The 26,187-nt window shown below is 68.0% G+C and carries 28 protein-coding genes; 27 read left to right on the top strand and 1 reads right to left on the bottom strand.

All coding sequences use genetic code 11. The features are described 5' to 3' along the window. Positions 1 to 71: 71 nt before the first annotated feature. The 8 genes from rplL (at position 72) to tuf (ending at position 13,792) form a co-directional block, all read left to right on the top strand. Complete coding sequence (gene rplL / locus OIE69_RS17770; protein WP_326572873.1) at positions 72 to 455, top strand: 50S ribosomal protein L7/L12; 384 nt, start codon at positions 72 to 74, stop codon at positions 453 to 455. A gap of 565 nt (positions 456 to 1,020) precedes the next feature. Continuing rightward, positions 1,021 to 4,509, top strand: a complete 3,489-nt coding sequence (gene rpoB / locus OIE69_RS17765) for a DNA-directed RNA polymerase subunit beta (protein ID WP_089226436.1) — start codon at positions 1,021 to 1,023, stop codon at positions 4,507 to 4,509. A gap of 97 nt (positions 4,510 to 4,606) precedes the next feature. After that, positions 4,607 to 8,506, top strand: a complete 3,900-nt coding sequence (locus OIE69_RS17760; protein WP_018558862.1) for a DNA-directed RNA polymerase subunit beta' — start codon at positions 4,607 to 4,609, stop codon at positions 8,504 to 8,506. 183 nt (positions 8,507 to 8,689) lie between these two features. Beyond that, entirely contained in the window at positions 8,690 to 9,121 is a 432-nt protein-coding gene (locus OIE69_RS17755; protein WP_089226437.1) for a DUF1707 and DUF4190 domain-containing protein, read from the top strand. 300 nt (positions 9,122 to 9,421) lie between these two features. Further along, on the top strand, positions 9,422 to 9,793 hold the full coding sequence (gene rpsL, locus OIE69_RS17750) for a 30S ribosomal protein S12 (RefSeq protein WP_014144289.1): 372 nt from the start codon (positions 9,422 to 9,424) through the stop codon (positions 9,791 to 9,793). Positions 9,794 to 9,795: 2 nt separating this feature from the next. Beyond that, a complete protein-coding gene (gene rpsG / locus OIE69_RS17745) occupies positions 9,796 to 10,266 on the top strand; it encodes a 30S ribosomal protein S7 (protein ID WP_018558864.1) in 471 nt (156 codons plus the stop codon). Positions 10,267 to 10,308: 42 nt separating this feature from the next. Next, positions 10,309 to 12,438 carry an elongation factor G gene (gene fusA, locus OIE69_RS17740; protein WP_326572872.1) on the top strand — a complete coding sequence of 710 codons (2,130 nt, stop codon included), beginning with the start codon at positions 10,309 to 10,311 and terminating at the stop codon, positions 12,436 to 12,438. Between the two features lie 160 nt (positions 12,439 to 12,598). Continuing rightward, positions 12,599 to 13,792 (top strand): elongation factor Tu, encoded by a 1,194-nt coding sequence (gene tuf / locus OIE69_RS17735; protein ID WP_089226439.1) that lies wholly within the window; start codon positions 12,599 to 12,601, stop codon positions 13,790 to 13,792. Between the two features lie 123 nt (positions 13,793 to 13,915). On the opposite strand, the gene OIE69_RS17730 is transcribed toward tuf, so the two are convergent. Next, on the bottom strand, positions 13,916 to 15,961 hold the full coding sequence (locus OIE69_RS17730; protein WP_326572871.1) for a PIG-L family deacetylase: 2,046 nt from the start codon (positions 15,959 to 15,961) through the stop codon (positions 13,916 to 13,918). A 229-nt stretch (positions 15,962 to 16,190) separates the two neighbouring features. Between OIE69_RS17730 and OIE69_RS17725 the strand changes: the two genes are divergently transcribed. The 19 genes from OIE69_RS17725 to rplR all read left to right on the top strand — a co-directional run bounded on the left by OIE69_RS17725 (position 16,191) and on the right by rplR (position 26,179). Beyond that, entirely contained in the window at positions 16,191 to 17,372 is a 1,182-nt protein-coding gene (locus tag OIE69_RS17725) for a S8 family peptidase (protein WP_326572870.1), read from the top strand. A gap of 392 nt (positions 17,373 to 17,764) precedes the next feature. Continuing rightward, positions 17,765 to 18,073, top strand: a complete 309-nt coding sequence (rpsJ, locus tag OIE69_RS17720) for a 30S ribosomal protein S10 (RefSeq protein ID WP_014144312.1) — start codon at positions 17,765 to 17,767, stop codon at positions 18,071 to 18,073. 14 nt (positions 18,074 to 18,087) lie between these two features. Next, a complete protein-coding gene (gene rplC / locus OIE69_RS17715) occupies positions 18,088 to 18,732 on the top strand; it encodes a 50S ribosomal protein L3 (RefSeq protein WP_018558869.1) in 645 nt (214 codons plus the stop codon). A 4-nt stretch (positions 18,733 to 18,736) separates the two neighbouring features. Next, positions 18,737 to 19,387 carry a 50S ribosomal protein L4 gene (gene rplD, locus OIE69_RS17710; RefSeq protein ID WP_326572869.1) on the top strand — a complete coding sequence of 217 codons (651 nt, stop codon included), beginning with the start codon at positions 18,737 to 18,739 and terminating at the stop codon, positions 19,385 to 19,387. After that, complete coding sequence (gene rplW, locus OIE69_RS17705; protein WP_018558871.1) at positions 19,387 to 19,713, top strand: 50S ribosomal protein L23; 327 nt, start codon at positions 19,387 to 19,389, stop codon at positions 19,711 to 19,713. Before rplD ends, rplW begins: the two co-directional genes overlap by 1 nt. Positions 19,714 to 19,760: 47 nt before the next feature. Beyond that, positions 19,761 to 20,597, top strand: coding sequence for a 50S ribosomal protein L2 (rplB, locus tag OIE69_RS17700; RefSeq protein ID WP_018558872.1), 837 nt, complete (start codon positions 19,761 to 19,763; stop codon positions 20,595 to 20,597). A gap of 12 nt (positions 20,598 to 20,609) precedes the next feature. Beyond that, positions 20,610 to 20,891, top strand: a complete 282-nt coding sequence (gene rpsS, locus OIE69_RS17695; protein ID WP_018558873.1) for a 30S ribosomal protein S19 — start codon at positions 20,610 to 20,612, stop codon at positions 20,889 to 20,891. Positions 20,892 to 20,940: 49 nt separating this feature from the next. After that, a complete protein-coding gene (rplV, locus tag OIE69_RS17690) occupies positions 20,941 to 21,288 on the top strand; it encodes a 50S ribosomal protein L22 (protein WP_018558874.1) in 348 nt (115 codons plus the stop codon). Beyond that, positions 21,288 to 22,112, top strand: a complete 825-nt coding sequence (gene rpsC, locus OIE69_RS17685) for a 30S ribosomal protein S3 (RefSeq protein WP_089226444.1) — start codon at positions 21,288 to 21,290, stop codon at positions 22,110 to 22,112. Before rplV ends, rpsC begins: the two co-directional genes overlap by 1 nt. 5 nt (positions 22,113 to 22,117) lie before the next feature. After that, positions 22,118 to 22,537: a 50S ribosomal protein L16 gene (gene rplP, locus OIE69_RS17680; protein WP_018558876.1), complete on the top strand. Its 420-nt coding sequence runs from the start codon at positions 22,118 to 22,120 to the stop codon at positions 22,535 to 22,537. Then, complete coding sequence (gene rpmC, locus OIE69_RS17675) at positions 22,537 to 22,761, top strand: 50S ribosomal protein L29 (RefSeq protein WP_018558877.1); 225 nt, start codon at positions 22,537 to 22,539, stop codon at positions 22,759 to 22,761. The genes rplP and rpmC overlap by 1 nt, the downstream gene beginning before the upstream one ends. Beyond that, on the top strand, positions 22,761 to 23,045 hold the full coding sequence (gene rpsQ / locus OIE69_RS17670) for a 30S ribosomal protein S17 (RefSeq protein ID WP_018558878.1): 285 nt from the start codon (positions 22,761 to 22,763) through the stop codon (positions 23,043 to 23,045). The genes rpmC and rpsQ overlap by 1 nt, the downstream gene beginning before the upstream one ends. 149 nt (positions 23,046 to 23,194) lie before the next feature. Next, complete coding sequence (rplN, locus tag OIE69_RS17665; RefSeq protein ID WP_004946682.1) at positions 23,195 to 23,563, top strand: 50S ribosomal protein L14; 369 nt, start codon at positions 23,195 to 23,197, stop codon at positions 23,561 to 23,563. 3 nt (positions 23,564 to 23,566) lie between these two features. Further along, positions 23,567 to 23,890 (top strand): 50S ribosomal protein L24, encoded by a 324-nt coding sequence (rplX, locus tag OIE69_RS17660; RefSeq protein WP_018558879.1) that lies wholly within the window; start codon positions 23,567 to 23,569, stop codon positions 23,888 to 23,890. After that, positions 23,890 to 24,447, top strand: a complete 558-nt coding sequence (gene rplE, locus OIE69_RS17655; protein WP_018558880.1) for a 50S ribosomal protein L5 — start codon at positions 23,890 to 23,892, stop codon at positions 24,445 to 24,447. The genes rplX and rplE overlap by 1 nt, the downstream gene beginning before the upstream one ends. A gap of 3 nt (positions 24,448 to 24,450) precedes the next feature. Further along, positions 24,451 to 24,636, top strand: coding sequence for a type Z 30S ribosomal protein S14 (locus OIE69_RS17650; RefSeq protein ID WP_003948630.1), 186 nt, complete (start codon positions 24,451 to 24,453; stop codon positions 24,634 to 24,636). A 196-nt stretch (positions 24,637 to 24,832) separates the two neighbouring features. Further along, entirely contained in the window at positions 24,833 to 25,231 is a 399-nt protein-coding gene (gene rpsH, locus OIE69_RS17645; protein WP_326572868.1) for a 30S ribosomal protein S8, read from the top strand. 21 nt (positions 25,232 to 25,252) lie between these two features. Beyond that, positions 25,253 to 25,792, top strand: a complete 540-nt coding sequence (gene rplF / locus OIE69_RS17640; protein WP_326572867.1) for a 50S ribosomal protein L6 — start codon at positions 25,253 to 25,255, stop codon at positions 25,790 to 25,792. Positions 25,793 to 25,795: 3 nt separating this feature from the next. Then, on the top strand, positions 25,796 to 26,179 hold the full coding sequence (gene rplR / locus OIE69_RS17635) for a 50S ribosomal protein L18 (RefSeq protein ID WP_326572866.1): 384 nt from the start codon (positions 25,796 to 25,798) through the stop codon (positions 26,177 to 26,179). Positions 26,180 to 26,187: the final 8 nt, after the last annotated feature.

Here is a 26,187-nt window from a genome sequence, read left to right as displayed (position 1 = left end):
GCTCTAGCGGGCCCGTACGCCCGCCGACATGTACATCCGGCACCAGCCGAATTAGTGGAAGGACCGCCATCATGGCGAAGCTCAGCCAGGACGACCTGCTCGCCCAGTTCGAGGAGATGACCCTCATCGAGCTCTCCGAGTTCGTGAAGGCCTTCGAGGACAAGTTCGACGTCACCGCCGCCGCCCCGGTCGCCGTTGCCGGCGTTGCGGGCCCGGGTGTCCCCGCCGAGGCCGTCGAGGAGCAGGACGAGTTCGACGTCATCCTCACCGGCGCCGGCGACAAGAAGATCCAGGTCATCAAGGTCGTGCGCGAGCTGACCTCCCTGGGTCTGAAGGAGGCCAAGGACCTCGTCGACGGCACCCCGAAGCCGGTCCTCGAGAAGGTCAACAAGGAGGCCGCCGAGAAGGCCGCCGAGTCCCTCAAGGCCGCGGGCGCGGCTGTCGAGGTCAAGTGATCGCTGCCCCTTCCGGGGGGCTGATCAGCCGCGGGGCGGCCACCCTTTCGGGTGGCCGCCCTCGGTCGTTTGCGTGGTGCGTCACCCGGTCCGGCGACCGACCCGGGTAGGGTGATCATCACTGTTCCGCGACCGTCTGCTTCCTCGAGCTGTGACGATCTCCGCGGGGCGCAGGCCTTGACGAACCGCACGCAGCGCGCGATTCTCAGGACGCGTCGTCACATCGGCCATGGACCGAGGCATGGAACGAAGGCGATGCGGGAATGCCTAGCGTGGCAAGCGTGAAAGAGGGCATGACGGCTCACAACAAGGGGATCTCACCGACCCCTCCGGAGGACGAGATTGGTGCAGCACCGGTCTCCGAAACTCTGCACTGGACATCAGTGTGCCAAGTGGCTACACTGACCCTTTGCGCTGCCTGTTAGCTGCCGCCTGGCCCGTCACCAGGGGCAAGCCCAAGCCTGAGCACACATGAGGAACCGTCCTGACCAGGACATCCTTGTCTGCGCCCGGGGGCGGAACCGGTACGCGCGTAGTGAGTCCGAGCCCTCGGAAGGACCCCCTCTTGGCCGCCTCGCGCAACGCCTCGACTGCCAATTCGAACAACGGCGCAAGCACCGCCCCGCTGCGCATCTCTTTCGCGAAGATCAAGGAGCCCCTCGAGGTCCCGAACCTCCTCGCGCTGCAGACCGAGAGCTTTGACTGGCTTCTCGGCAACGCCGCCTGGAAGGCTCGCGTCGAGGCGGCCCTGGACAGTGGTCAGGACGTCCCCACCAAGTCCGGTCTGGAGGAGATCTTCGAGGAGATCTCCCCGATCGAGGACTTCTCCGGGTCGATGTCGCTGACCTTCCGCGACCACCGTTTCGAGCCCCCGAAGAACTCGATCGACGAGTGCAAGGAGCGCGACTTCACGTACGCGGCCCCGCTCTTCGTCACGGCCGAGTTCACCAACAACGAGACCGGCGAGATCAAGTCCCAGACGGTCTTCATGGGCGACTTCCCGCTCATGACCAACAAGGGCACCTTCGTCATCAACGGCACCGAGCGTGTCGTGGTGTCCCAGCTGGTGCGCTCGCCGGGTGTCTACTTCGACAGCCAGATCGACAAGACGTCCGACAAGGACATCTACTCCGCCAAGGTCATCCCCTCGCGTGGTGCCTGGCTGGAGATGGAGATCGACAAGCGCGACATGGTCGGTGTCCGCATCGACCGCAAGCGCAAGCAGTCCGTCACCGTCCTCCTGAAGGCGCTCGGCTGGACCACCGAGCAGATCCTCGAGGAGTTCGGCGAGTACGAGTCGATGCGCGCCACCCTGGAGAAGGACCACACCCAGGGCCAGGACGACGCGCTGCTCGACATCTACCGCAAGCTGCGTCCGGGCGAGCCGCCGACCCGTGAGGCCGCGCAGACGCTGCTGGAGAACCTCTACTTCAACCCCAAGCGCTACGACCTGGCCAAGGTCGGCCGCTACAAGATCAACAAGAAGCTGGGTGCCGACGCGCCGCTGGACGCCGGTGTGCTGACCGTCGAGGACGTCATCTCGGCGATCAAGTACCTGGTCAAGCTGCACGCGGGCGAGACCGAGACCACCGGCGACAACGGTTCCTCCGTGGTCGTCGAGGTCGACGACATCGACCACTTCGGCAACCGTCGTCTGCGCAACGTCGGCGAGCTCATCCAGAACCAGGTCCGCACGGGTCTGGCCCGCATGGAGCGCGTCGTCCGCGAGCGGATGACCACCCAGGACGTCGAGGCGATCACGCCGCAGACCCTGATCAACATCCGGCCGGTCGTCGCCTCCATCAAGGAGTTCTTCGGCACCAGCCAGCTGTCCCAGTTCATGGACCAGACGAACCCGCTGTCGGGTCTGACCCACAAGCGTCGTCTGTCCGCGCTGGGCCCCGGTGGTCTGTCCCGTGAGCGGGCCGGCTTCGAGGTCCGTGACGTGCACCCGTCCCACTACGGACGCATGTGCCCGATCGAGACCCCCGAAGGCCCGAACATCGGTCTGATCGGCTCGCTGGCCTCCTACGGCCGGGTCAACGCGTTCGGTTTTGTGGAGACCCCGTACCGCAAGGTCGACGAGAACGGCGTCGTCACCGACGAGGTCAACTTCCTCACGGCCGACGAAGAGGACCGCTTCGTCATCGCGCAGGCGAACGCGCCGCTGACCGACGACGACCACTTCGCGGAGTCCCGCGTCCTGGTGCGCCGCCGTGGTGGCGAGATCGACTACGTCCCCGGTGAGGACGTGGACTACATGGACGTCTCGCCGCGCCAGATGGTGTCGGTCGCGACCGCCATGATCCCGTTCCTCGAGCACGACGACGCCAACCGCGCGCTCATGGGATCGAACATGATGCGCCAGGCCGTGCCGCTGCTCAAGGCGCAGGCCCCGCTGGTCGGCACCGGCATGGAGTACCGCTGCGCGGTCGACGCCGGTGACGTCATCAAGGCCGACAAGGACGGTGTGGTCCAGGAGGTCTCCGCGGACTACATCACCGTCGCCAACGACGACGGCACCTACAACACCTACCGGGTGGCCAAGTTCTCCCGCTCCAACCAGGGCACCTCCTTCAACCAGAAGGTCGTCGTGGACGAGGGCGCGCGGGTGATCGCCGGCCAGGTGCTCGCCGACGGCCCGTCCACCGAGCGCGGTGAGATGGCGCTCGGCAAGAACCTCCTGGTGGCGTTCATGCCGTGGGAGGGCCACAACTACGAGGACGCGATCATCCTCAGCCAGCGTCTGGTGCAGGACGACGTCCTCTCCTCGATCCACATCGAGGAGCACGAGGTCGACGCCCGTGACACCAAGCTCGGCCCCGAGGAGATCACCCGGGACATCCCGAACGTCTCCGAGGAGGTCCTGGCCGACCTCGACGAGCGCGGCATCATCCGCATCGGCGCAGAGGTCGTCGCCGGCGACATCCTGGTCGGCAAGGTCACCCCGAAGGGCGAGACCGAGCTGACCCCGGAGGAGCGCCTGCTGCGCGCGATCTTCGGCGAGAAGGCCCGTGAGGTCCGTGACACCTCGCTGAAGGTGCCGCACGGCGAGACCGGCAAGGTCATCGGCGTGCGCGTCTTCGACCGCGAGGAGGGCGACGAGCTGCCGCCGGGCGTGAACCAGCTGGTCCGCGTCTACGTGGCACAGAAGCGCAAGATCACCGACGGTGACAAGCTCGCCGGCCGTCACGGCAACAAGGGCGTCATCTCCAAGATCCTGCCGATCGAGGACATGCCGTTCCTGGAGGACGGCACCGCGGTCGACATCATCCTCAACCCTCTGGGTGTCCCGTCCCGAATGAACCCGGGACAGGTCCTGGAGATCCACCTCGGCTGGCTCGCGGCGCAGGGCTGGGACGTCTCCGGCCTCAGCGAGGAGTGGGCGCGTCGCCTCACGGCGATCGGCGCCGACCGCGTCGAGCCCGGCACCAACGTCGCCACCCCGGTGTTCGACGGTGCCCGCGAGGACGAGATCGCCGGTCTCTTCGAGGCCACGATCCCGAACCGCGACGGCCAGCGCATGGTGCTGCCCTCGGGTAAGGCCCGGCTCTTCGACGGCCGCTCCGGCGAGCCGTTCCCGGACCCGATCTCGATCGGTTACATGTACATCCTCAAGCTGCACCACCTGGTGGACGACAAGCTGCACGCCCGTTCCACCGGCCCGTACTCGATGATCACCCAGCAGCCGCTGGGTGGTAAGGCGCAGTTCGGTGGTCAGCGCTTCGGCGAGATGGAGGTGTGGGCCCTTGAGGCGTACGGCGCGGCCTACGCGCTGCAGGAACTCCTCACCATCAAGTCCGACGACGTCCTGGGCCGCGTGAAGGTCTACGAGGCCATCGTCAAGGGCGAGAACATCCCCGAGCCGGGCATTCCCGAGTCCTTCAAGGTGCTCATCAAGGAAATGCAGTCGCTCTGCCTCAACGTGGAGGTGCTGTCCTCGGACGGCATGTCCATCGAGATGCGCGACACGGACGAGGACGTCTTCCGCGCGGCGGAGGAGCTCGGAATCGACCTGTCCCGGCGCGAGCCGAGCAGCGTCGAAGAGGTCTGACGGGCCGGCCGGGGAGCCGCCGTGAGCGGCTCCCCGCCTCCCCCGGACCGTTCAGACATGTTTGACTTTCGACCCCGAAAGAGGGATTGACGACAAAGTGCTCGACGTCAACTTCTTCGACGAGCTGCGGATCGGCCTTGCGACCGCGGACGACATCCGACAGTGGTCCCATGGCGAGGTCAAGAAGCCTGAGACCATCAACTACCGCACCCTGAAGCCCGAGAAGGACGGACTCTTCTGCGAGAAGATCTTCGGCCCCACCCGGGACTGGGAGTGCTACTGCGGCAAGTACAAGCGTGTCCGCTTCAAGGGCATCATCTGCGAGCGTTGCGGCGTCGAGGTCACTCGCGCCAAGGTGCGTCGTGAGCGGATGGGCCACATCGAGCTGGCCGCTCCCGTGACCCACATCTGGTACTTCAAGGGCGTTCCGTCGCGGCTGGGCTACCTGCTCGACCTCGCCCCGAAGGACCTCGAGAAGGTCATCTACTTCGCCGCCTACATGATCACGTGGGTGGACGACGAGCGTCGTACCCGCGACCTGTCCTCGCTGGAGGCCCAGGTCTCCGTCGAGCGTCAGCAGATCGAGCAGCGCCGTGACTCGGACATCGAGTCCCGGCAGAAGAAGCTCGAGGCCGACCTCGGCGAGCTGGAGGCCGAGGGCGCCAAGTCCGACGTGCGCCGCAAGGTGCGCGAGGGCGCCGAGCGTGAGATGAAGCAGCTGCGCGACCGTGCCCAGCGCGAGCTCGACCGGCTCGACGAGGTGTGGTCCCGCTTCAAGAACCTCAAGGTCCAGGACCTGGAGGGTGACGAGCTGCTCTACCGCGAGCTGCGGGAGCGTTTCGGCACCTACTTCCAGGGTTCGATGGGTGCCGCGGCGCTGCAGAAGCGCCTGGAGTCCTTCGACCTCGACGAGGAGGCTGCCAAGCTCCGCGAGATCATCCGTACCGGCAAGGGCCAGAAGAAGACCCGTGCGCTCAAGCGCCTCAAGGTCGTCTCCGCCTTCCTGCAGACCACCAACAAGCCGCAGGGCATGGTGCTGGACTGCGTCCCGGTGATCCCGCCGGACCTGCGTCCGATGGTGCAGCTGGACGGTGGCCGCTTCGCGACCTCCGACCTGAACGACCTGTACCGCCGCGTCATCAACCGCAACAACCGCCTCAAGCGCCTCCTCGACCTCGGTGCCCCCGAGATCATCGTGAACAACGAGAAGCGCATGCTTCAGGAGGCCGTCGACGCGCTCTTCGACAACGGCCGCCGCGGCCGCCCGGTCACGGGCCCCGGCAACCGTCCGCTGAAGTCGCTGTCCGACATGCTCAAGGGCAAGCAGGGCCGGTTCCGTCAGAACCTGCTCGGCAAGCGCGTCGACTACTCGGCCCGTTCGGTCATCGTCGTCGGCCCGCAGCTCAAGCTGCACCAGTGCGGTCTGCCCAAGGCCATGGCGCTGGAGCTCTTCAAGCCGTTCGTGATGAAGCGCCTGGTGGACCTGAACCACGCGCAGAACATCAAGTCGGCCAAGCGCATGGTCGAGCGCGGCCGCACGGTCGTGTACGACGTGCTCGAAGAGGTCATCGCCGAGCACCCGGTGCTGCTGAACCGTGCGCCGACCCTGCACCGCCTCGGCATCCAGGCCTTCGAGCCGCAGCTGGTCGAGGGCAAGGCCATCCAGATCCACCCGCTCGTCTGCACCGCGTTCAACGCGGACTTCGACGGTGACCAGATGGCCGTGCACCTGCCGCTGTCCGCGGAGGCGCAGGCCGAGGCCCGCATCCTGATGCTGTCCTCGAACAACATCCTCAAGCCCGCCGACGGCCGTCCGGTGACGATGCCGACGCAGGACATGGTCCTGGGTCTGTTCTTCCTCACCACGGACGCGGAGGAGCGCGAGCTCCGGGGCGAGGGCCGGGCGTTCGGCTCGACCGCCGAGGCGATCATGGCCTTCGACGCGCGCGAGCTCTCGCTGCAGTCGAGGATCGACATCCGCTTCCCGATCGGGACCGTCCCGCCGCGTGGCTGGACCCCGCCGGCGGACGTCGAGGGCGAGGAGCCCTGGCAGCTCGGTGACTCCTTCCGGCTGAACACGACCCTGGGCCGTGCGCTCTTCAACGAGCTGCTGCCCGAGGACTACCCGTTCGTGGACTACCCGGTGGGCAAGAAGCAGCTCTCCGAGATCGTCAACGACCTCGCCGAGCGCTACCCGAAGGTCATCGTGGCGGCGACGCTCGACAACCTGAAGGCGTCCGGCTTCCACTGGGCGACCCGTTCCGGCGTCACCGTGGCCGTCTCCGACATCGTCGTGCCCGAGGCCAAGAAGGCCATCATCGCGGGCTACGAGGCACAGGACGAGAAGGTCCAGAAGCAGTACGAGCGCGGTCTGATCACCAAGGACGAGCGCACGCAGGAGCTCATCGCGATCTGGACCAAGGCGACCAACGAGGTCGCCGAGGCGATGAACGCGAACTTCCCGAAGACCAACCCGATCTTCATGATGGTCGACTCGGGTGCCCGTGGAAACATGATGCAGATGCGTCAGATCGCGGGTATGCGTGGTCTGGTGTCCAACGCGAAGAACGAGACCATCCCGCGGCCGATCAAGGCGTCGTTCCGCGAGGGTCTCACCGTGCTGGAGTACTTCATCTCCACCCACGGTGCCCGTAAGGGTCTCGCGGACACCGCTCTGCGTACCGCCGACTCCGGTTACCTGACGCGTCGTCTGGTCGACGTCTCTCAGGACGTCATCATCCGCGAGGAGGACTGCGGCACCGAGCGCGGTCTCAAGCTGGCGATCGCCGAGCGCTCCGAGGACGGTTCGCTGCGCAAGACGGACGACGTCGAGACCAGCGTGTACGCGCGCTGCCTCGCGGAGGACGTCGTGGTGGACGGCAAGGTGCTGGCCACCGCCGGCACCGACCTGGGCGACGTGCTCATCGAGCAGCTCATCCGCAACGGCGTCGAGGAGGTCAAGACCCGCTCGGTCCTGACCTGCGAGTCCGCGGTGGGCACCTGCGCGATGTGCTACGGCCGTTCGCTCGCGACCGGCAAGCTGGTGGACATCGGTGAGGCGGTCGGCATCATCGCCGCCCAGTCCATCGGTGAGCCCGGCACCCAGCTGACGATGCGTACCTTCCACACCGGTGGTGTGGCCGGTGACGACATCACCCAGGGTCTGCCGCGTGTCGTCGAGCTCTTCGAGGCGCGTACCCCCAAGGGTGTCGCCCCGATCTCGGAGGCGGCGGGCCGCATCCGGATCGAGGAGACGGAGAAGACCAAGAAGATCGTCATCACCCCGGACGACGGTGCCGAGGAGATCGCCTACCCGATCTCCAAGCGTGCCCGTCTGCTGGTGGGCGAGGGCGACCACGTCGAGGTCGGCGAGAGGCTGACCGTGGGTGCCACCAACCCGCACGACGTGCTGCGCATCCTGGGTCAGCGGGCCGTCCAGGTCCACCTGGTCGGGGAAGTGCAGAAGGTCTACAACTCGCAGGGTGTGTCGATCCACGACAAGCACATCGAGATCATCATCCGGCAGATGCTCCGCCGGGTGACGATCATCGAGTCCGGCGACGCGGAGCTGCTGCCGGGCGAGCTGGTCGAGCGCGGCCGCTTCGAGACCGAGAACCGTCGGGTCGTGGCGGAGGGTGGCCACCCGGCCTCCGGCCGTCCGCAGCTGATGGGTATCACCAAGGCCTCGCTGGCCACCGAGTCCTGGCTGTCGGCCGCCTCCTTCCAGGAGACGACCCGAGTCCTGACCGACGCGGCGATCCACGCCAAGTCCGACTCGCTGCTGGGCCTCAAGGAGAACGTCATCATCGGCAAGCTCATCCCGGCGGGTACGGGTCTGGCCCGTTACCGCAACATCCGGGTCGAGCCGACCGAGGAGGCCAAGGCCGCGATGTACTCGGCCGTCGGCTACGACGACATCGACTACAGCCCGTTCGGCACCGGCTCCGGCCAGGCCGTCCCGCTGGAGGACTACGACTACGGCCCGTACAACGGCTGAGTCGTCCGCTCGAGGCCGCTGGGCGGCCATCCCTTCGGGGGTGGCCGCCCAGCGGCTTTTCCGCCGTCCTGGACGGGCCTGGGGGCCCTGGCGGGCAGGTCGGGCCGGGGGAGGAGCGGCACGGTCCGGCCGACCGTGTGACGGGACACCCTCGGAACGTGGTTTTCCGGGCATAATGGAGCGATGCGGGCTGCGCACGATGATCGCGAGCGTACGGTGGACGTGCTCAAGACGGCGTTCGCCGAAGGGCGGCTGACCCAGCCGGAGTTCGAGGACCGGGTCGGGCTGGCCTACCAGGCGGTGACGTACCAGGAGCTGTACGGACTCACCGTGGACATCCCGCGTCCCCGCCGGCTGCCCACGCCGCCGCCGGCCGTGAACGCCAAGGCGGTCGCCTCGCTGGTCTGCGGCGCGGTGGGGATGTTCGGGCTGCTGATCCCCGGGATACCGGCCGTGGTGCTGGGGCACATGGCGCGCCGGGAGATCCGGCGCACGGGCGAGCGGGGCGACGCCCTCGCGGTGTGCGGCCTGGTGATGGGATACCTTCTCACCGCGTTCACGGTCGCGCTGACGGCGATCGTCGTTATGGTGGTAGTGGCGGTCAGTCACGGCTGAGTACGTTCCCGCGAGCCCCCGGCGGGGCCCGGCGGGAGGGTGCGGCATCGGCCGAGACCATATGTTTTGACCGAAGGCTGAGCGCTGGGTACGCTCTGACCTTGTGCCTGGGGTGTGCCCGGGTTCTCGTGCGTGCACTTGTCCGTACGGGACACCGAGGCCGAAACACCGACAAATACGCACTTCGCTTCGACGGAAATCGTATGAGGTGCGCGACACACCCGACCGCGTGGGTCGGAGTGAGTCGCTGAAACCCCAGGTTAGAAGTATCGAGATCGGCACACAGAAACCGGAGAAACGGTGCCTACGATCCAGCAGCTGGTCCGAAAGGGCCGGCAAGACAAGGTCGAGAAGAACAAGACGCCCGCGCTGAAGGGGTCTCCCCAGCGCCGCGGCGTCTGCACGCGCGTCTACACCACCACCCCGAAGAAGCCGAACTCTGCCCTGCGTAAGGTCGCGCGTGTGCGACTGACCAGCGGCATCGAGGTCACCGCTTACATCCCGGGTGAGGGTCACAACCTGCAGGAGCACTCCATCGTGCTCGTGCGTGGTGGCCGTGTGAAGGACCTGCCGGGTGTTCGCTACAAGATCATCCGCGGCTCGCTCGACACCCAGGGTGTCAAGAACCGCAAGCAGGCCCGCAGCCGCTACGGCGCCAAGAAGGAGAAGTAAGAATGCCTCGTAAGGGCCCCGCCCCGAAGCGCCCGGTCATCATCGACCCGGTCTACGGTTCTCCTCTGGTGACGTCGCTCGTCAACAAGATTCTTCTGCACGGAAAGCGCTCCACCGCCGAGCGCATCGTGTACGGCGCCCTCGAGGGCCTGCGCGAGAAGACCGGGCAGGACCCGGTCATCACGCTCAAGCGCGCCCTGGAGAACGTCAAGCCCTCCCTCGAGGTCAAGTCCCGCCGTGTCGGTGGCGCGACCTACCAGGTGCCGATCGAGGTCCGCCCCGGCCGTGCCAACACCCTGGCGCTGCGCTGGCTGGTGGGTTACTCCCGCGCCCGCCGCGAGAAGACCATGACCGAGCGTCTGATGAACGAGCTGATGGACGCCAGCAACGGTCTGGGCGCCGCGGTCAAGCGTCGCGAGGACACCCACAAGATGGCCGAGTCCAACAAGGCCTTCGCGCACTACCGCTGGTAGTCCGCGCCCCCATCGAGAGAACCGAGAGAAGACTGAAGCCTTATGGCTACCACTTCACTTGACCTGGCCAGGGTCCGCAACATCGGGATCATGGCCCACATCGACGCGGGCAAGACGACGACCACCGAGCGGATCCTGTTCTACACCGGTGTCTCGTACAAGATCGGCGAAGTCCACGACGGCGCTGCCACGATGGACTGGATGGAGCAGGAGCAGGAGCGCGGCATCACGATCACGTCGGCCGCGACGACCTGTCACTGGCCGCTGGAGAACGTCGATCACACGATCAACATCATCGACACGCCGGGTCACGTCGACTTCACCGTCGAGGTGGAGCGTTCCCTGCGCGTGCTCGACGGTGCTGTCACGGTGTTCGACGGTGTCGCCGGCGTCGAGCCGCAGTCCGAGACCGTGTGGCGTCAGGCCGACCGCTACGGCGTGCCGCGCATCTGCTTCGTCAACAAGCTGGACCGGACCGGTGCCGAGTTCCACCGTTGCGTCGACATGATCGTGGACCGCCTGGGCGCGGTTCCGCTGGTCATGCAGCTGCCGATCGGTGCCGAGGCCGACTTCAAGGGCGTGGTCGACCTCGTCCAGATGAAGGCCCTCGTGTGGTCCGCCGAGGCCACCAAGGGCGAGATGTACGACGTCGTCGACATCCCGGACACCCACACCGAGGCTGCCGACGAGTGGCGCGGCAAGCTGCTCGAGGCCGTCGCCGAGAACGACGAAGAGATGATGGAGCTGTACCTGGAGGGCACCGAGCCCAGCCAGGAGCAGCTGATGGCGGCCATCCGCCGCATCACCCTCGCCTCCAAGGGCGGCGCGGGCTCCGTCACCGTCACCCCGGTGTTCTGCGGCACCGCATTCAAGAACAAGGGCGTCCAGCCCCTGCTCGACGCGGTCGTGCGCTACCTGCCGTCGCCGCTGGACGTCGAGGCCATCGAGGGCCACGCCGTCGGCGACGCCGAGCAGATCATCAAGCGCAAGCCCTCGGACGACGAGCCCTTCTCCGGCCTCGCGTTCAAGATCATGAGCGACCCGCACCTCGGCAAGCTCACCTTCGTCCGGGTGTACTCGGGCCGCCTGGAGTCCGGCAGTTCCGTGCTGAACTCCGTCAAGGGCAAGAAGGAGCGCATCGGCAAGATCTACCGCATGCACGCGAACAAGCGTGAGGAGATCGACTCGGTGGGCGCCGGCGACATCGTCGCCGTCATGGGCCTGAAGCAGACCACCACCGGTGAGACGCTGTCCGACGACAAGAACCCGGTGATCCTGGAGTCCATGGACTTCCCGGCTCCGGTCATCCAGGTCGCGATCGAGCCCAAGTCCAAGGGCGACCAGGAGAAGCTGGGTGTCGCCATCCAGCGTCTCTCGGAGGAGGACCCCTCCTTCCAGGTCCACTCGGACGAGGAGACCGGTCAGACGATCATCGGCGGCATGGGCGAGCTGCACCTCGAGGTGCTGGTCGACCGCATGAAGCGCGAGTTCAAGGTCGAGGCGAACGTGGGCAAGCCCCAGGTCGCCTACCGCGAGACCATCCGCAAGACGGTCGAGCGGATCGACTACACGCACAAGAAGCAGACCGGCGGTACCGGCCAGTTCGCGAAGGTGCAGATCGCGCTGGAGCCGCTGGAGGGCGGAGACGCCTCCTACGAGTTCGTCAACAAGGTCACCGGTGGCCGCATCCCCCGCGAGTACATCCCGTCGGTGGACGCGGGCGCCCAGGAGGCCATGAAGTTCGGCATCCTGGCCGGCTACGAGATGGTCGGCGTTCGCGTCATCCTTCTCGACGGTGGCTACCACGAGGTCGACTCCTCCGAGCTGGCGTTCAAGATCGCCGGTTCGCAGGCCTTCAAGGAGGGCGCCCGCAAGGCGAGCCCCGTCCTCCTCGAGCCGATGATGGCCGTCGAGGTCACCACGCCCGAGGAGTCCATGGGCGACGTCATCGGCGACCTCAACTCCCGCCGTGGCCAGATCCAGGCCATGGAGGAGCGCAGTGGCGCCCGGGTCGTCAAGGGCCTGGTGCCGCTGTCGGAGATGTTCGGCTACGTCGGCGACCTCCGCAGCAAGACGTCGGGTCGCGCGAGCTACTCGATGCAGTTCGACTCCTACGCCGAGGTTCCCAAGAACGTCGCCGAGGAGATCATCGCGAAGGCCAAGGGCGAGTAACCCAGCAGTTGTTCCCGCACTAGGCTTGACCGGGAGGCTTAGGGGCATTCCGCCGCGAACCGCAAGGGGAGCGTCGGATGCCCCGGCCGCCCGTAACCCAGCAAAGATCACCCTGGCGCCGATGAAGTAAGGCGTACAGCAACTCCACAGGAGGACCCCAGTGGCGAAGGCGAAGTTCGAGCGGACTAAGCCGCACGTCAACATCGGCACCATCGGTCACATCGACCACGGTAAGACCACTCTTACCGCTGCGATCACCAAGGTGCTGCACGACGCGTACCCGGACCTGAACCCCTTCACGCCGTTCGACCAGATCGACAAGGCGCCGGAGGAGCGGCAGCGCGGTATCACCATCTCCATCGCGCACGTCGAGTACCAGACCGACGCGCGTCACTACGCGCACGTCGACTGCCCGGGTCACGCGGACTACATCAAGAACATGATCACCGGTGCCGCGCAGATGGACGGCGCCATCCTCGTGGTCGCCGCCACCGACGGTCCGATGCCGCAGACCAAGGAGCACGTGCTCCTGGCCCGCCAGGTCGGCGTTCCCTACATCGTCGTCGCGCTGAACAAGGCCGACATGGTGGACGACGAGGAGATCCTGGAGCTCGTCGAGCTCGAGGTCCGTGAGCTGCTCTCCGAGTACGAGTTCCCGGGCGACGACCTGCCGGTCGTCCGCGTCTCCGCGCTGAAGGCGCTGGAGGGCGACAAGGAGTGGGGCGAGAAGCTCCTCGGTCTGATGAAGGCCGTGGACGAGGCCGTCCCCACCCCCGAGCGCGACGTCGACAAGCCGTTCCTGATGCCGATCGAGGACGTCTTCACGATCACCGGTCGTGGCACCGTCGTCACCGGTCGTATCGAGCGCGGCATCCTCAAGGTCAACGAGACCGTCGACATCATCGGCATCAAGACCGAGAAGACCACCACCACGGTCACCGGTATCGAGATGTTCCGCAAGCTGCTCGACGAGGGCCAGGCCGGTGAGAACGTCGGTCTGCTGCTCCGCGGCATCAAGCGCGAGGACGTCGAGCGCGGCCAGGTCATCATCAAGCCGGGTACGGTCACGCCGCACACCGACTTCGAGGCCCAGGCCTACATCCTGTCGAAGGACGAGGGTGGTCGTCACACCCCGTTCTTCAACAACTACCGCCCGCAGTTCTACTTCCGCACCACGGACGTGACCGGCGTCGTGACCCTCCCCGAGGGCACGGAGATGGTCATGCCGGGCGACAACACCGCCATGACGGTCGCGCTGATCCAGCCGATCGCCATGGAGGAGGGCCTGAAGTTCGCCATCCGCGAGGGTGGCCGGACCGTCGGCGCCGGCCAGGTCACCAAGATCCTGAAGTAAGGATCCCGGCGATCTGCCGCTTGCCGTAGGCGAGTTGCACGAGGGCCCCGGTCCACCGCGTGAGCGGTGGGCCGGGGCCCTCGCCGTTGTCCCCGGACCCGTTGTCCCCGGGCCGGGACCTGGCTAGACCGGGGTGCGCAGTTCCGGTCGCCAGATCCAGGGGGACGCGTCCGTCCCGAACCCCACGACGGCCGGCCGGGCGCCGGGGCGGGTGTGCAGGGCCGGGAAGCCGTACCCGGGGGTGCCCGGGCGCAGCGCGCCGGCCGGGTGGGCGAGACCGGCCACGTGGGCGGCGCCGTCGGCGGCCCGGCCGGCGAGCAGCCCGTGGGCCCGGGCGACCGGGCCGTAGCCGTCGAAGGCCCGCGGCCGGTCCGGTCCGGCCGCCGCCCGGACGACACCGAGCCGGTGGACGAGGAGTTCGTCGCTCGCCGGCAGCCGGTAGACCAGCGACAGCGAGCCGTCGGTCTCCGCGGCGGCGGCCGGGGGATCGGCCGGGACCGGCAGTGCGGTCAGTACGCGGCAGGCGAGCGGCCGCCCCGGCGCGTCCTGGGACCAGTGGTGTACGGCGGTCCGCCCGGCGGCGAACACATGGACCCGTTCGTCGCGGTCCACGACCGCGCTCAGCCCGTCCTGGACCTCGCCGCCGCCGAGGTCCTGCCAGCCGCTCCAGATGCCGTCGGGCTCCCGTACGCGCGCGCTCAGGCCCTTGGCGGCGTTGCGTACGAACAGGTGCACCCGGCCGTCCGGGGCGGCCACCGCGACGGGCACGCCGATCCTGCGGCCCCGGTCCGGGTCGTCCTCGGGGGAGCCGAGCCCCTGCCAGTCACGGCCCTCCTCCAGCACCACCACGTCCCGGGTGTTCGCCGCCCGGTCGCTCTCCAGGGAGGCGAACCGCAGCGCGAACAGCAGCGGCCCGCCGCCGGCCGGGTCGGCGACGACGCTCAGCGCGGGGGCGAGCGGCCCGCCGCCCAGGTCCCGCGGCGGGCCCCAGCGCCCGCTGCCGGGGGCCGTCTCCCGCCAGCGCACCGCGCGCGTGCCGAGCACACCGTGGGCCACCAGCCGCCCCTGGGCGTCGGTCCCCGGGACGAGGCGGGTGCCGGGGTGACGGTAATGGGTGCTGCGCACCCAGCCCTTGCGGTTGGTGAGCGGTCTGCCCATGCCGACCTGGTAGTCGCCGCACCCGGAGGGGTCGCCGCACGGCCAGTCGGGGGCGCCGCCGTACGGGGCGAGGTAGCCGGCCTTCCGGCGCAGCAGCGCGGGCGGCAGGTTGTGGGGCCAGTGGCGGTTGTAGTAGCCGCGGTAGGCCGTCGCCAGGAAGGCGGGCGCGACGCCCTCGCTGCGGGCCACGGTGTCGGCGTGGCGGGCGATGGCCTTCCAGGCGAAGAGCGCGGCCGCCGTGTGGTCCCAGTGGTCGCTGTAGCCCAGTTGCTCGATGTCCCGCCGCCGGGTGGCCTCGTTGGCCTCCAGGTCCGGATCGGGGTCGAGGGTGTGGACGACGGTCGGCCGGTAACGCTCCAGCAGGCCGGCGAGCACGTCCACCAGGACCTCGTGCGTATAGGTGTCCCTGGTGGTGTTGGGCGAGCCCGCGGAGGCGAAGGTCGGCAGTGTCATGCCGGGCAGTTGCCACAGCTGCGGCAGCCCGACCCTGGCGGTCGTGCCGTGCATGGCGAGGTTGAGGAAGACCAGCACCGCCTCGCGGTCGCCCACGCGCAGCTCGTCGACCTCGGCGGACATGCCGTGGGCCAGCCGCATGGTGCCGCGCCGCCAGGGCGTGAAGATGTCGGTGCCGAGCATCGCCGCGTACGCCTGCCGCAGCCCCTGGTGGCGGGCGGCGGAGTAGGCGGCCTTGTCGGGTGCCGGACGCGGGCGTCCCGGCGGGCGGTTGACGCCGAGCGCCTCGCCCGCGGTGACGTACACCGACACCACGGGGACGCCCGCCTCGACGAGCTGCACGGTGTCCGGGTTCATGAAGTACAGCTCGTCGTCGGGGTGCGCCAGCACCTGGAGCAGCCGCGCTCCGCCGGCCGTGGTCCGGAACACCAGGGGAGGGGGTACCGGCTCCGGACCGGTGGCCGCACCCCCCGGCCGGGAGCAGCCGCCCACGGCGACGGCCGCGGTGCCGGTGGCGAGGGCGGAGAGGAAGCGCCGGCGGGTGGGAACGATCTTCACGCCACGCTAGAGGGCCGTTGGGCCCAGGAGGTTGCCGGGCGCCGTTGCGGCGTGCGCCACTCGGGCGACGCGCACACGTCACCGGGACGCAACCGCCCCGGCCGCCGTGACGACGCACCACCGTGCCCGCTCGCCCGATCGGCGCACTGCGCGAGCAGGGCGCGACCACTCGGTGTTACGACTTGTGACGTTCGGTGCACACCCGTACGAGTCCCCCGAGGAGCCCGCCATGCGCCTGTCCCAGCGCCGGGCAGTGGTCGCCGCCGCCGTCCTGACGGCCGTCCTGCCCGTCCTCGGCGGGGCCGCCGCGGCACCGGAGCCGCCGGGGGCCCCGCTGCGGATGGCGGCGCAGGGCGGCATCACCGGGCAGTACCTGGTGATGCTGCGGCCGGGTACGGACCCGGGCACGGTGCTGCGGAGCGTCGAGGCACGGCCCATGTTCACGTACACCAGCGCGCTGGTGGGCTTCGCCGCCCGGCTGACCGACGGGCAGGTCACCCGGCTGCGTGCGGTGCCCGGGGTGGAGGCCGTGGAACAGGACGCCGAGGTCGCGGCACCGAAGCCGGCGGCGCAGACGGCGGCGGCCGCCGCCGAGGCGTCCTGGGGCCTGAGCCGCATCGGCAGCCGGGCCCGCGACGGCGCGGCCTTCGGCGTGCGGGCGACGGGCGCCAAGGTCACCTCGTACGTCATCGACACCGGTATCGACCTCGGGCACGCCGAGTTCGGCGGGCGGGCGGCGCCCGGGTTCGACGCGGTGGGGGACGGACGTGGCGGCGCCGACTGCAACGGCCACGGCACGCATGTCGCCGGTACCGTCGGCGGCGCCACCACGGGGGTCGCCCGGGCGACGAAGCTGGTCTCGGTGCGGGTGCTGGGCTGCGACGGCCGCGGGTCGGTGGCCACGGTGGTCGCCGGGATGAACTGGGTGGCCGCCCACGCGGTGAGGCCCGCGGTCGCCAACCTGTCGACCGGTGGCGCGCACAGTGATGCGGCCGACCGCGCGGTGGAGGGGCTGGCGGCCGCGGGGGTCTTCCCGGTCGTCGCCGCGGGCAACTCCGACGAGGACGCCTGCGGGGTCTCCCCGGCCGGGGCGCCGGGCGCGCTCACCGTGGCCGCGATCGACGAGTCGGACCGCAAGGCGTCCTTCAGCAACTGGGGCGGTTGCGTGGACATCAGTGCCCCGGGGACGGGGATCACCTCCGCGGCAATGGGCGGCGGCCTGGTCCGCATGAGCGGCACCTCGATGGCCGCCCCGCACGTCACGGGAGTGGCGGCGCTCTACAAGGACACGTACGGGGACGCCGACACGCCCTTCCTCGCCTCCTGGCTGCTCGCCAACGCCACCCCCGGCGTCCCCGTCGACGCCCCGGCAGGCACCCCGCGGCTGCTGGTGTACACATCCGGACTCTGACCCTGGTTTGGGGGAGCGTGGCCGGGGGGTAGGGTACTGCGCCCCGATTGGCGTCCGGCCCGTCCGGTATGGCAGACTAGCCGGGTTGCTCGGTCGAGTGCCGATGCTGCGCGCCTCCCGTCGGGAGGACCGGAAGCGAGTCCCACAGTACTCGTCGTCACTTTCCGCCCCAGGCGGGGTGGCGGACGTACGGGAATCTTCCGGGAAGCGTCAGCGGGGTGCTCACCAGGCGCTCGGTGGGTGTCTTCTCCCACGTATCCCCTCCCTGAGGGTCTCCGCCATGCGGAGATTTAAGGGAAGGGAAGCGACACGCCCGACCGCGTGGGTCGGAGAAGACGGTCGAACCACCGAGTTCCAGAGCGTTCACTAGCAGACAGGACTACGAAGTAGCCATGGCGGGACAGAAGATCCGCATCCGGCTCAAGGCCTACGACCACGAGGTCATCGACTCCTCGGCGAAGAAGATCGTCGAGACGGTGACGCGTACTGGTGCGCAGGTCGCGGGCCCGGTGCCGCTGCCCACTGAGAAGAACGTGTACTGCGTCATCAAGTCGCCGCACAAGTACAAGGACTCGCGCGAGCACTTCGAGATGCGCACGCACAAGCGCCTGATCGACATCCTCGACCCGACGCCCAAGACCGTTGACTCGTTGATGCGCCTGGACCTTCCGGCCGGCGTCGACATCGAGATCAAGCTCTGAGAGGCGCGGAACAGATGGCTAAGCAGATCAAGGGCATCCTGGGCGAGAAGCTCGGCATGACCCAGGTCTGGGACGAGAACAACCGTGTCGTCCCGGTGACCGTGGTCAAGGCCGGTCCGAACGTCGTGACCCAGGTCCGCACGAACGACGTCGACGGTTACGAGTCGGTCCAGATCGCCTTCGGCGAGATCGACCCGCGCAAGGTGAACAAGCCCCTCAAGGGCCACTTCGCCAAGGCCGACGTGACCCCCCGCCGCCACCTGGTGGAGCTCCGCACCGCGGACGCCGCCGAGTACACCCTCGGCCAGGAGATCACCGCCGAGGTGTTCGAGGCCGGCGTGAAGGTGGACGTCACCGGCAAGAGCAAGGGCAAGGGCTTCGCCGGTGTCATGAAGCGTCACAACTTCAAGGGCCTCGGCGCCGGTCACGGCACCCAGCGCAAGCACCGCTCTCCCGGCTCCATCGGTGGCTGCGCCACCCCGGGCCGTGTGTTCAAGGGTCTGCGCATGGCGGGCCGCATGGGCAACGAGCGGGTCACCACCCAGAACCTGACCGTCCACGCTGTTGACGCGGAGAAGGGCCTGCTGCTCATCAAGGGCGCGGTTCCCGGCCCGAACGGCGGCCTCGTCCTGGTCCGCACCGCGGCCAAGGGGGCCTGAGGATATGAGCACCATTGACATTCTGTCGCCCGCCGGCGACAAGACCGGGACCGTTGAGCTCCCGGGCGAGATCTTCGACGCGAAGGTCAGCATCCCGCTGATCCACCAGGTCGTCGTGGCGCAGCTGGCCGCCGCCCGTCAGGGCACGCACAAGGTCAAGACGCGTGGCGAGGTCCGCGGTGGCGGCAAGAAGCCGTACCGCCAGAAGGGCACCGGCCGCGCCCGTCAGGGTTCGACCCGCGCCCCGCAGTTCGCCGGTGGTGGCGTCGTGCACGGTCCCGTGCCGCGTGACTACTCGCAGCGGACCCCGAAGAAGATGAAGGCCGCCGCCCTGCGCGGTGCCCTCACCGATCGGGCGCGTCACAACCGCATCCACGTCGTGACCGGCGTCGTCGAGGGCGAGGCCCCGTCGACGAAGGCCGCGAAGACGCTGCTGGGCAAGATCAGCGACCGCAAGAACGTGCTGCTCGTCGCCGACCGCGCCGAAGAGGTCGCGTGGCTCTCCGCCCGCAACCTGCCCCAGGTCCACATCCTGGAGGCCGGCCAGCTGAACACGTACGACGTGCTCGTCTCCGACGACGTGGTCTTCACCAAGGCCGCCTTCGACCGCTTCACCGGTAACGGCGCCGCCGAGACCGAAGGGAGCGACGCCTGATGGCCGAGCAGACCGCGATCACCAGCAAGACCTTCACGGACCACCGTGACATCCTGGTCAAGCCGGTGGTCTCCGAGAAGAGCTACGCGCTGCTGGACGAGAACAAGTACACGTTCGTCGTCGACCCGCGTGCCAACAAGACCCAGATCAAGCAGGCCGTCGAGGCGGTCTTCTCGGTCAAGGTCACCGGGGTCAACACGATCAACCGTCAGGGTAAGCGCAAGCGCACCAAGACCGGTTTCGGCAAGCGCAAGGACACCAAGCGCGCCATCGTGACCCTCGCTGAGGGCGACCGCATCGACATCTTCGGCGGCCCGGTCTCCTAACGGGGACCGGAACGTTCAGAAGTCCGGAATCTTCCGAGGACTGAGAAATGGGTATCCGCAAGTACAAGCCGACGACCCCGGGCCGTCGTGGCTCCAGCGTCGCCGACTTCGTCGAGATCACGCGGTCCACGCCGGAGAAGTCGCTGGTCCGCCCCCTGCACAGCAAGGGCGGCCGTAACAACGCCGGTCGTGTGACCGTTCGCCACCAGGGTGGTGGCCACAAGCGCGCCTACCGCGTGATCGACTTCCGTCGTCACGACAAGGACGGCGTGCCGGCCAAGGTCGCGCACATCGAGTACGACCCCAACCGCACCGCGCGCATCGCGCTGCTCCACTACGCGGACGGCGAGAAGCGCTACATCCTGGCCCCGGCCAAGCTGAGCCAGGGTGACCGGATCGAGAACGGCCCTGGCGCCGACATCAAGCCGGGCAACAACCTGCCGCTGCGCTACATCCCGGTGGGTACGACCGTCCACGCCATCGAGCTGCGTCCCGGCGGCGGCGCGAAGATCTCCCGTTCCGCGGGCTCTTCCGTGCAGCTGCTGGCGAAGGAGGGCTCCATGGCCACCCTTCGCATGCCCTCCGGTGAAGTCCGGCTGGTCGACGCGCGCTGCCGCGCCACCATCGGCGAGGTCGGCAACGCCGAGCAGTCGAACATCAACTGGGGCAAGGCCGGCCGTATGCGCTGGAAGGGCGTCCGCCCGACCGTCCGCGGTGTGGCCATGAACCCCGTCGACCACCCGCACGGTGGTGGTGAGGGCAAGACCTCCGGTGGTCGCCACCCGGTCAGCCCGTGGGGCCAGAAGGAAGGTCGTACTCGCTCGCCGAAGAAGGCCAGCAGCAAGTACATCGTCCGCCGCCGCAAGACGAACAAGAAGCGCTAGGAGCGGGTTTAGATGCCGCGTAGTCTCAAGAAGGGGCCCTTCGTCGACGACCACCTGATCAAGAAGGTGGACGTTCAGAACGAGGCCGGTACCCACAACGTCATCAAGACCTGGTCCCGCCGCTCGATGATCATCCCGGCGATGCTGGGCCACACGATCGCGGTGCACGACGGCCGTAAGCACGTCCCGGTGTTTGTCACCGAGTCGATGGTCGGCCACAAGCTCGGCGAGTTCGCGCCGACCCGCACCTTCCGCGGCCACGAGAAGGACGACCGCAAGTCGCGTCGTCGCTGACCTGCGGAGCGGAACAGTGACGACACAGACAGACACCGAAGGGACAACCATGGAAGCCAGGGCCCAGGCGCGGTACATCCGCGTCACGCCCATGAAGGCCCGCCGCGTGGTGGACCTCATCCGTGGCATGAGCGCCACGGAGGCTCAGGCGGTCCTGCGTTTCGCCCCGCAGGCCGCGAGCGTGCCGGTGGGCAAGGTGCTCGACAGCGCCATTGCCAACGCCGCGCACAACTACGACCACACCGACGCCCAGTCGCTGTACATCAGCGAGGCGTTCGTGGACGAGGGCCCGACCCTGAAGCGGTTCCGTCCGCGTGCGCAGGGCCGTGCCTACCGGATCCGTAAGCGGACCAGCCACATCACCGTGGTCGTCAGCAGCAAGGAAGGAACCCGGTAATGGGCCAGAAGGTTAACCCGTACGGGTTCCGACTCGGCATCACCACGGACTTCAAGTCCCGCTGGTACGCCGACAAGCTGTACAAGGACTACGTCAAGGAAGACGTCGCCATCCGCCGGATGATGACGCAGGGCATGGAGCGGGCCGGCATCTCGAAGGTCGAGATCGAGCGCACCCGTGACCGCGTCCGCGTCGACATCCACACCGCCCGGCCGGGCATCGTCATCGGCCGTCGCGGCGCGGAGGCCGACCGCATCCGCGGTGACCTGGAGAAGCTGACCGGCAAGCAGGTCCAGCTGAACATCCTCGAGGTCAAGAACCCGGAGACGGACGCTCAGCTGGTGGCCCAGGCCGTCGCCGAGCAGCTGTCCTCCCGCGTCTCCTTCCGTCGTGCCATGCGCAAGTCGATGCAGAGCACGATGAAGGCCGGCGCCAAGGGCATCAAGATCCAGTGCGGTGGCCGTCTCGGCGGCGCCGAGATGTCCCGCTCGGAGTTCTACCGCGAGGGTCGCGTCCCGCTGCACACCCTGCGCGCCAACGTCGACTACGGCTTCTTCGAGGCCCGTACGACCTTCGGCCGCATCGGCGTGAAGGTGTGGATCTACAAGGGCAATGTGAAGAACATCGCCGAGGTCCGCGCCGACAACGCCGCCGCCCGTGCCGGCAACCGCCCGGCCCGTGGTGGTGGCAACGACCGTCCGCAGCGCCGCGGTGGCGAGCGCGGCGGCCGTGGCCGTCGTCCCCAGGGTGACGCCCAGGCCCCCAAGGCCGAGGCGACCACCGCTGAGGCTCCGGCTGCGGAGACCACCGGAACGGAGGCCTGACCCCCATGCTGATCCCCCGTCGGGTCAAGCACCGTAAGCAGCACCACCCGAAGCGTGATGGCATGGCCAAGGGTGGCACCGAGCTGGCGTTCGGTGAGTACGGCATCCAGGCCGTCACCCCCGCGTACGTGACGAACCGGCAGATCGAGTCCGCTCGTATCGCCATCACCCGTCACATCCGCCGTGGCGGCAAGGTCTGGATCAACATCTACCCGGACCGTCCGCTCACGAAGAAGCCGGCCGAAACCCGCATGGGTTCCGGTAAGGGTTCCCCGGAGTGGTGGGTCGCGAACGTCAAGCCCGGTCGGGTGATGTTCGAGCTGTCCTTCCCGAACGAGAAGGTTGCGCGTGAGGCGCTCACCCGAGCCGCCCACAAGCTTCCGATGAAGTGCCGGATCGTCCGGCGCGAGGCAGGTGAGCTGTAATGGCGGCCGGTACCAAGGCGACCGAGCTGCGCCAGCTGGGCGACGAGGAACTCGTCGGCAAGCTGCGTGAGGCCAAGGAGGAGCTGTTCAACCTCCGCTTCCAGGCGGCCACCGGACAGCTCGAGAACAACTCCCGGCTGAAGGTTGTCCGCAAGGACATCGCCCGGATCTACACCCTCATGCGTGAGCGTGAGCTCGGCATCGAGACGGTGGAGAGCGCCTGATGAGCGAGAAGAATGTGACTGAGAGCAGCGAGCAGCGCGGTGACCGCAAGACCCGTGAGGGCCTCGTGGTCAGCGACAAGATGGACAAGACCGTTGTGGTCGCCGTCGAGGACCGTGTGAAGCACGCCCTGTACGGCAAGGTCATCCGCCGTACCAACAAGCTCAAGGCGCACGACGAGCAGAACGCCGCGGGCGTCGGCGACCGTGTCCTCCTCATGGAGACCCGGCCGCTGTCCGCGAGCAAGCGCTGGCGCGTCGTCGAGATCCTCGAGAAGGCCAAGTAACACCGCTCGGCCGGCCGGGCCGCGCGACCCGTTCGCGCGGCCCGGCCCCGGCCGGCACGTAATTCCTGCGGGGGGTTCCCCGCAGGACGGTTCCGCCAGGCTCTCCGGGTACGCCCCGGAGGGAACCGGCAGACGATCAGGAGATAGACGTGATCCAGCAGGAGTCGCGACTGCGTGTCGCCGACAACACGGGCGCAAAGGAGATCCTTTGCATCCGTGTGCTCGGTGGCTCCGGTCGCCGCTACGCGGGAATCGGTGACGTCATCGTCGCCACCGTCAAGGACGCGATCCCCGGTGGCAACGTGAAGAAGGGCGACGTCGTCAAGGCGGTCGTCGTGCGCACCGTCAAGGAGCGCCGGCGTCCCGACGGCTCGTACATCCGCTTCGACGAGAACGCGGCCGTCATCCTCAAGAACGACGGTGACCCCCGCGGCACCCGCATCTTCGGCCCCGTGGGCCGGGAGCTGCGCGAGAAGAAGTTCATGAAGATCGTCTCGCTCGCGCCGGAGGTGCTGTAACCGATGAAGATCAAGAAGGGCGACCTGGTCCAGGTCATCACCGGTAAGGACAAGGGCAAGCAGGGCAAGGTCATCGCGGCCTACCCCACTGAGGACCGTGTCCTGGTCGAGGGTGTCAACCGGGTCAAGAAGCACACCAAGGCCGGCCAGACCGCTCGCGGTTCGAAGACCGGCGGCATCATCACGACCGAGGCGCCCGTCCACGTCTCCAACGTCCAGCTGGTCGTTGAGAAGGACGGCAACAAGGTCGTGACTCGCGTCGGCTACCGCTTCGACGACGAGGGCAACAAGATCCGCGTTGCCAAGCGGACGGGTGAGGACATCTGATGACTGCCACCACTTCGCCTCGTCTGAAGGCGCGCTACCGCGAGGAGATCGCGGGCAAGATGCGTGACGAGTTCCAGTACGAGAACGTCATGCAGATCCCCGGTCTCACCAAGATCGTGGTCAACATGGGTGTGGGCGACGCCGCCCGCGACTCCAAGCTGATCGAGGGCGCGATCCGCGACCTCACCACGATCACCGGCCAGAAGCCGGCCGTCACCAAGGCCCGGAAGTCCATCGCGCAGTTCAAGCTGCGCGAGGGTCAGCCGATCGGCGCCCACGTCACCCTCCGCGGTGACCGCATGTGGGAGTTCCTGGACCGTCTGCTGTCGCTCGCGCTCCCGCGCATCCGCGACTTCCGCGGTCTGTCGCCGAAGCAGTTCGACGGCCGTGGCAACTACACCTTCGGTCTCACGGAGCAGGTCATGTTCCACGAGATCGACCAGGACAAGATCGACCGCACCCGGGGTATGGACATCACCGTGGTGACCACGGCGACCAACGACGCTGAGGGCCGCGCGCTCCTTCGTCACCTCGGCTTCCCGTTCAAGGAGGCGTGAGCCGTGGCGAAGAAGGCTCTTATCGCGAAGGCCGCCCGCAAGCCCAAGTTCGGCGTGCGTGGCTACACGCGCTGCCAGCGCTGTGGCCGTCCGCACTCCGTGTACCGCAAGTTCGGCCTCTGCCGCGTGTGCCTTCGTGAGATGGCGCACCGCGGTGAGCTGCCGGGCGTGACCAAGAGCTCCTGGTAACCACCAGGGGCTCTCGGTAAGCAGATGAGTGGCGGGAGCCCAGCCCTGCATACCGTAAGGTAGAAGGGTTGGGCGCCCGTCGCCCATGACCGTCTTACTACGCCGTAGGTCCCCGTGCCGCACCCGTCCCCAGTCTGATGGGGGAGAGGGATGGCGCATATAGGAAACCCCGGCGAGAGAGGCCTAAGGCCATCACATGACCATGACTGACCCGATCGCAGACATGCTGACGCGTCTGCGGAACGCGAACTCCGCGTACCACGACGAGGTCACCATGCCGTTCAGCAAGATCAAGTCGCACATCGCGGAGATCCTCCAGCAGGAGGGTTACATCACCGGCTGGAAGGTCGAGGACGCCGAGGTCGGCAAGAACCTCGTTCTCGAGCTGAAGTTCGGTCCGAACCGCGAGCGCTCGATCGCCGGCATCAAGCGCATCAGCAAGCCCGGTCTGCGGGTCTACGCAAAGTCCACCAACCTGCCGAAGGTGCTCGGCGGCCTGGGCGTGGCGATCATCTCCACCTCCCACGGGCTCCTCACCGACAAGCAGGCAAACAAGAAGGGCGTGGGTGGGGAAGTCCTCGCCTACGTCTGGTAGTCGGGAAACGGAGGTATAGCCATGTCGCGTATTGGACGGCTGCCCATCCCGGTTCCCGCCGGCGTGGACGTCACCATCGATGGCCGGACGGTCTCGGTGAAGGGCCCCAAGGGTTCCCTGACCCACACCGTTGCCGCGCCGATCGACATCGTCAAGGGCGAGGACGGCACCCTGCAGGTGTCGCGTCCGAACGACGAGCGCCTGAACAAGGCCCTGCACGGCCTGTCGCGCACGCTGGTGGCGAACATGATCACCGGCGTGACCGTGGGCTACGTGAAGAAGCTCGAGATCAGCGGTGTCGGCTACCGCGTCCAGGCGAAGGGCTCCAACCTGGAGTTCGCCCTGGGCTACAGCCACCCGATCGTCGTCGAGGCCCCCGAGGGCATCTCCTTCAAGGTCGAGAACCCCACCAAGTTCTCGGTCGAGGGCATCGACAAGCAGAAGGTCGGCGAGGTCGCCGCGAACATCCGCAAGCTGCGGAAGCCCGACCCGTACAAGGCCAAGGGTGTCAAGTACGAGGGCGAAGTCATCCGCCGCAAGGTCGGAAAGGCTGGTAAGTAAGCCATGGCATACGGTGTGAAGATCGCCAAGGGCGATGCTTACAAGGGCGCTGCCAAGAAGCGCCGCCACATCCGCGTCCGCAAGCGGATCTCGGGCACCGAGGCGCGCCCGCGTCTGGTCGTGACCCGCTCCAACCGCGGTATCACGGCGCAGGTCATCGACGACCTCAAGGGCCACACTGTGGCCTCGGCGTCGCACCTGGACACCTCCATCCGAGGCGTCGAGGGTGACAAGACCGAGCAGGCCAAGAAGGTCGGCCAGCTGGTCGCCGAGCGCGCCAAGGCGGCCGGCGTCGGGACCGTCGTGTTCGACCGTGGTGGCAACAGGTACGCCGGGCGCATCGCCGCCCTTGCCGACGCCGCCCGCGAAGCCGGGCTCGGTTTCTGAGCCGGTTC

The organism is Actinacidiphila glaucinigra (genome assembly GCF_035918135.1).
GTDB classification, from domain to species: Bacteria; Actinomycetota; Actinomycetes; order Streptomycetales; family Streptomycetaceae; genus Actinacidiphila; species Actinacidiphila glaucinigra.
The sequence above is the reverse complement of the archived record's forward strand: the minus strand, read 5'-3'. Positions and strand labels throughout refer to the sequence as shown.